Genomic DNA, 4,653 nt, shown 5'->3' on the forward strand with positions numbered 1-4,653 from the left:
GCGCCCCGCCGCCAGCCGCGGTGGCGGCCGCGGGCGTGGGGGTCGCGGTGGGGGCGGCACCGGGGACGGCACCCGCCGCGGCGATGGGCGCGCCGCACGTGTCGCAGTAGTCGGTCGACTCGCTCGTGTGCCCCTGGGGGCAGACGGCGCTCACTTGCGCACCCGCGTGGTCTTCGTCGAGGCGGTGTCGAGCGCCATCTCGTCGAGCTTGTCGACCTTCTGCTTGAGCCGGACCTTGCCGGTCGCGGGCTCCTCGATGTCGACCACGCGGCGCAGCTTGGACGTCGCCTCGGCGTTGCCGGTCTCGGCGGCGAGCTGGGCGGCGCGCCCGAGCTTCGCGGTCGCCGTCCGGTCGTCGCCCGCCGCACGGGCGGCGAGACCCTCCTGGATGACCTGCGCGAGCTCCGCCTGTCCCGTGTAGTGGGCGACCTCGGGGCTGATCCGCGCGGTGAGCGCGGAGTCGTCCGACCACATCGCCTTGACGAGTCCCTGAGCCTGGACCTGCTCCCCGACGACCACCTGCACGCGGGCCGCGAGCTGCTCCTGCCCGACGGCGCGTGCGGCCGGGAGCCGGACGGCGACGTGGAAGTCGCGCGACTCGTCGCCCCAGCTGCCGGTCGGGAAGCCGCCCGTGAGCGGGTTGACGTCCCGGCGCCGCGGCGTGAGGTCCTCGACCGTCGGCGAGACCTGGCGCACGAAGAGCACCTGCGCACCCTGCGGCGCCCACACGCGGAGGTCGGCGGACGCCACGCCGCGGCTCATCGCCGCCCGCATGAGCGACGCGAACTCCTCGGCCATCTGGTCCGGCCGCGGGATGAGGTCGACCGTGCCCATGAGCGCCGACGCGATGCGCCGCAGCTCGCCGACCTCCCACTGGGCGCCGACGCCGCGGCAGTCCGCCTGGAACACGCCGATCGCCGACCGGAGCCGCACGTCGAGGTCCTGCGGCGACTCGTGCTGGTTCTTGCCGTCGGTCAGCAGGATCGCGTGCCGCTGCGTGACGCCGGGCACGGACGTCGCGACCCGTGCCGCGAGCTCGAGCCACGTGCCCATCGCCGTGCCGCCGTCGGGCGCGAGCGACCCGATCGCGCGCCGCGCCTCCTCGCGCGTCTGCGGGTTCATCGGCGCCATGGCGCCCTCACGGGTGTCGGTCGGGTACACGAGCCGGGCCGCGTGGCTGCCGGCGATCACCGCGAACCACGTTCCCGGCACCACCTGGTCGAGCGCCGCGTTCGCGGCCGTCTGCGCGGCCCGCACGCCGTCCCAGCCCATCGAGCCGGACGTGTCGATGATGACGAGCTCGGCCGCGCCACCGCCCGACTGCCCGGCCTGGCCCGAACCGGAGCACTCGACAGTCACGATCGCGTGCACGTCCGTGCTGCCGTCCGCCAGGTACTCGTTCTGGTACACCGCCGCCGTGAAGCTCGTCATGCCGGTTCTCCTTCGTGCGTCCGTGCCGACGGCCCGCTGATCCTCGCCAGCGCCACCGTGATGTTGTCCTTGCCGCCCTGCTCGTTCGCCCACCGGACCAGGTGGTCGGCGGCGGCGAGGGGTTCGCCGGCCGACGCCGCGACCGCCTCCGCGACGACCGCGGCCGTCGCGGGCGCCTCCGAGCAGTAGTTCCACAGCCCGTCCGAGCACAGCAGGAGCCACCCCGGTCCGTCGAGGGTGTGGTGGGTCACCGTCGGGACCTGGTCGTCGGCGTCGACGCCGAGCCACCGGGTGATCGCGTGCGCGTGCGGCCCGGCCTCGGCCTCGGCGCGCGGCACGCCGTCGGCCACCTGCTCGGCGGCCCACGAGTCGTCGACCGTGAGGACCGCCGGCTCGCCCGCGTCGGGCAGCCAGTAGGCGCGGCTGTCCCCGACGTTGCCGACGGTGAGGCGGTCCCCGTCGACCACCCCTGCCACGAACGTGCACGAGGGCGGGCTGTCGCCGTGGTGCGCCTCCGTGGTCGCCGCCACCGCGGCGGCGGCCGCCTTCCCGGCCGCCCGGACCCGCGACTCGGCCAGGGCAGCGAGCGCCGAGCCCGACGCGAGGCCCGCGCCGCGCTCACGCACGAGGACGCCGCGCGCTGCGCGCACCGCCGCGAGCGAGGCGACGTCGGACGACTCCGAGCTCGAGACGCCGTCGCAGACCACGAGCGCGGCCCACGAGCCCGGCTCCGGGTCGGCCGCGATCGCGGCCGCGTCCTCGTTGCGGTGGTGCCGCCGGCCGCGGTCGCTCACGGACGCGACCCAGGGCTGGGGCTGCTCGATCATGTGGTCGCGGGGGCGGGGCGCCTTGGACCCGCACTGCGTGCAGTAGCCGTCGGCGTCCACCTCGCCGCCGCACTCGGCGCAGGCGAGCGTTCCGGGCAGCAGCGGCACCATGCCGGTCCGGGCAGGCATCGTGGGCGCCGACAGCGCCGGCCCTGCTGCGGCGGCCGACGCAGCATTCTCGGTGGACGAGGGAGCGGCGCCGGTCGGCAGGTCCGCACCGCAGGCCTCGCAGAACCGGGCGCCGGCGGGCGCGGGCGTGCCGCACGCGGCGCACACGGGCACCTCGGGAGCACCCGTCACCGGCGTGCCCGTCACCGGAGCGTCCATCGGCGGACGTCGTTGGCGGCGTCGACCAGAGCGATCCGCTCGGCGGGCGTCGACGCGGCCGCAGCGAGCTCGCGGTAGGTGCGCTCGAGCCCGTCCCGCAGCTCGGGCTCCGCGGCGGGCCACGCCCCGATCCTCACGGCGGGCTGAGGACCGTGCGCCTGCACGTGCTCGAGCGCCGCGTGCAGCGCGGCGGCCGTGAGCCGGGTGCGCTCGGCCGGCTGGACGCCGACGTCGTGGATGGACGTCATCGCGTCGGCGAGCGCGGGCAGGCCGCCGTCGGACCGCACGAGCAGCTCGGCGCGCTGACGCCGGGCCTCGGTGTAGGCGCGCGAGGTCGCCGGGACCAGGTCGAGCGCCGCGACCGCCTCGCTCACCGCGCCGCGCGCCGCGCGGATGCGGGCCATCGCGAAGGCGGCCGGCGGCACGTAGGCGGCGTCGGTGCGGGCGCACGTCCCGTACAGCGCCTCCGCGATGACCGGCTCGCCGCTCGCCTCGCACGCGAGCGCGAGCGCGAGCTTGGGCGCGAGCTCCCCGGGCACCTGGCCGTAGACGGCGTTGAACGCCGCCTGGGCCGCACGGCCGTCGTTCGTCGCGAGCGCCACGAGACCCTGCAGCCAGACCGCGCGCCACTCCCACGGGTCACCCGCGAGCAGCTCGTCGGCCGCGGCGGCCGTGACGTCGTACCGGCCCGCGTGCAGGCCCGCCCGGCTGATCGCCAGGAGCACCTCGGGCGACCGCTCGGGCGCGCGCTCGAGCTGCGCGAGCCGCTCGTGCGGGTCCTCGACGTCCACGCCGGCGAGCCACCCCGCCTGCGGGTCCGCCGTGTCGGGGCGCAGCGTCGGCAGGTCCTGCCAGCCGTCGACCGCCGTGGCGGCGTCGGGCGTCGTGAACAGCAGCGACCGGGCGGCGTCGCGCGCGGCGTCCTGACCGGGACCGGCGGCGGCCCGGTCGGTCGCCACGACCTCGCGCAGCACGCCGTGCAGCTGGACGCGGAGCTCGGCGACGGTGGCGAAGCGGTCGGCGGGGTCGGGGGCGCACGCCTTCGCGACGAGCCGGTAGAACGAGTCGTACGTCTGGAACAGCGGGGTCTGGTCGACGGGCGGGAGCGAGGCGACGTAGGTCGACTGGTAGCCGCGGAACTCCATCGCCAGGACGAGCAGCGTGCGCCCGAGCGTGTAGATGTCGGACGCGACCGACGTGCCGATCTCGGCCACCTCGGGCGCCTGGTAGCCCACCGTCCCGTAGATCGCCGAGTCCTGGTCGTCGATCCGCCGCACGCCGCCGAGGTCGATGAGCTTGACGTCGTCACCGATCTGGATGAGGTTGTCCGGCTTGAAGTCGCAGTAGACGAGCCCGAGGTCGTGCAGGTACTCGAACGCGGGCAGGATCTCGAGGACGTAGGCGATGGCGACGTCGAGCGGGAACGGGTCGTACCGACCGCCCGCGGCGCGCATCCGGTTCTTGAGCAGGCCCTTGAGCGAGTGCCCGCCGACGTACTCCATGACGGTGTAGCCCTCGCCGTCGTGCGAGACGAAGTTGTAGATCTCGACGATGCGCGGGTGCTCGACCTGGGCGAGGAACTGCCGCTCGGCGATCGCGGCGGCGAGCGCGTCGGCGTCTCCGGTGTTGAGCAGGCCCTTGAGGACCACCCAGCGGTCGGAGACGTTGCGGTCCTTCGCGAGGTAGATCCAGCCGAGGCCGCCGTGCGCGAGCGCGCCCGCGACCTCGTACTGGCCGCCGACGACGTCGCCCGGCTGGAGCTTGGGCGTGAACGAGTACGGGCTGCGGCACTGGGGGCAGAAGCCCTCGGTGCGCCCGGGACGCCCCTCGACGGAGCGCCCGACGGCGGCGCCGCACGAGGGGCAGAAGCGCTTCTCCTCCGCCACCTCGGGGTTCGTCATCATCGCGGTGGCCGCGTCGATGGCGGGCGCGGGCGCGACCGTCGTGAGCCCGGCACCCAGGCGCGCGGCGCGCAGGCGCGTCGAGGACGTGCCGACGCGGCGCGTGACGCCGGTCGTGCGGCCCGTGCGCGCCGAGCCCATCGCGGTCGAGGCGAGCCGGCTCGAGG

Annotated in this window: 3 protein-coding genes; all 3 read right to left on the minus strand. The window is 75.8% G+C overall.

Translation table 11 applies throughout. From position 1 onward, the window contains the following. Nucleotides 1–150: 150 nt before the first annotated feature. A complete protein-coding gene (locus tag ICW40_RS05615) occupies nt 151–1,431 on the minus strand; it encodes a vWA domain-containing protein (RefSeq protein ID WP_221652854.1) in 1,281 nt (426 codons plus the stop codon). Beyond that, a complete protein-coding gene (locus tag ICW40_RS05620; protein WP_308121646.1) occupies nt 1,428–2,573 on the minus strand; it encodes a PP2C family serine/threonine-protein phosphatase in 1,146 nt (381 codons plus the stop codon). The genes ICW40_RS05615 and ICW40_RS05620 overlap by 4 nt, the downstream gene beginning before the upstream one ends. Next, a partial coding sequence (locus tag ICW40_RS05625) for a serine/threonine-protein kinase (protein ID WP_221652856.1) occupies nt 2,570–4,653 on the minus strand: 2,084 nt, incomplete at its 5' end. The genes ICW40_RS05625 and ICW40_RS05620, both read right to left, overlap by 4 nt.

Source organism: Actinotalea ferrariae (genome assembly GCF_019733465.1).
Lineage (GTDB): Bacteria > Actinomycetota > Actinomycetes > Actinomycetales > Cellulomonadaceae > Actinotalea > Actinotalea ferrariae_A.